General features: G+C 59.5%; 1 protein-coding gene. It reads left to right on the top strand.

Features of this window, described 5'->3' with window-relative positions:
• Positions 1 to 1,480: FIVAR domain-containing protein (locus B5F54_RS17045; RefSeq protein ID WP_207651987.1), on the top strand; the 1,480-nt coding region annotated here is incomplete at its 5' end.
• Between the last annotated feature and the right edge of the window lie 62 nt (positions 1,481 to 1,542).

Genomic DNA, 1,542 nt, shown 5'->3' with positions numbered 1-1,542 from the left:
ACTGCCGAAGGAACCGCAGCTGCTGACGGTACAGTGGAGCGGCAACGCATCCATGAGCGTCGAGGGCAATGCGGAGGCAATCATCTCCACAGATGCAATCTATGGCGCGAAGGTACAGCCGGGCGAAGAGCTGACCTTCACCTTCACCCCGACCAAGGACGGGTTCTCCGGAGCGCAGCTCAACGGCGAGGACATCGAATTTGCAGCGGACGGCTGCACGTACACCTTCACGATGCCGGGCGAGAGCGCGACCCTGCGCTTCACGTTCACAAGCGTGGATAAGAGCATCCTGGGCATCGTATTGGAAGAGGCCAACGCGGTGCCGCAGGACGTGATCGACAGCCTGGTGCCGGAGGCGAAGGAGTTCTTCGAGAACGCCCTGGAAAATGCACAGACCGTTTATGACAACGCGAATGCCACCCAGGAAGAGGTCAACGAGGCTTGGAGCGACCTGCTGGACGCGATGCACCTCTTGGAATTCGAAGCGGGCGATAAGGAAGTCCTGCTGCCGCTGATCAACCTCGCGGAACAGCTGGCGGAGCGCCTGGACGAGTTCAAGCCGGGCACAACTGAAGGCTTCGAGGAAGCGCTCAACGCGGCGAAGGACGTCTATGCCGAGGAGAACCCGCTGAAGGCGGACGTGGACGAGGCATATGACAACCTGCAAGCAGCGATTGAAAAGTTGGAATTCCGTGCGGATATGAGCGAGCTGCAAAGCTTGGTGGACGAAGCGAATACCCTCGACCCGGACGACTATATCCAGGATGAAGCATTCGATACCTTTACCACGGTATTGGCAGAGGCGGAAGAACTGCTTCTGAACGCAGACGCCGGCCAGGCAGATGTAGATGCGAAGGCCGAGGCCCTGACGAGAGCGATGGCAGCCCTGCGCAAGATCCCGAGCAAGGATGAGCTGAACAAGCTGATCGCCGAGATGGAGCGGAAGGCTCTGGACGGCTACACCGACCGCAGCGTGGCGGCCTTTAAGGCGGCTTTGAGCGTTGCGAAGACGGTTGCCGCGGACGAGACCGCAGACGGCCAGGCGATTGCAAAGGCATATACCAACCTGGAAGAGGCCGCGAACAGCCTGGTCAAGGCGGAGAAGCCGGGCACAGGCAACAGCGGCAAGGGCAGCACGTCTGCCAACATCGGCAACGCATATGGCGCAGCGGGTGTTGTATCCGCAGCCCAGGGCGTGACCAGCCAGAAGGCGTATGTGGTTTCCGACACGACGGTCAACTTCACGCTGAAGCATGGCCAGGCATACTGCTTCAAGATGACGGTTGTCAACGGCAACAACATGGTGCCGGGCTTCACGGCCGGCAACGGCGAAGTGCTCAAGACGCAGTTTGTGGCGAAGATCGGCAACGACTACTATTACAGAGTCTATGCGACCGGCACGCCGGGCCAGAGCACGGGCGTTTATACCACCCTGCCGGGCCAGAACGCTGTGAAACATTGCACGGTGACGATTGCGTAAGAGCTTTCGTAGGACTTCCTACGTGGAGCACAAAACAAACCAATTGCGGTTTGCTTCCGTAG

It is taken from the genome of Anaeromassilibacillus sp. An250, assembly GCF_002159845.1.
GTDB classification, from domain to species: domain Bacteria; phylum Bacillota; class Clostridia; order Oscillospirales; family Acutalibacteraceae; genus Anaeromassilibacillus; species Anaeromassilibacillus stercoravium.
Note: the sequence above shows the minus strand (reverse complement) of the source record. Positions and strands in the feature narration are given on the sequence as shown.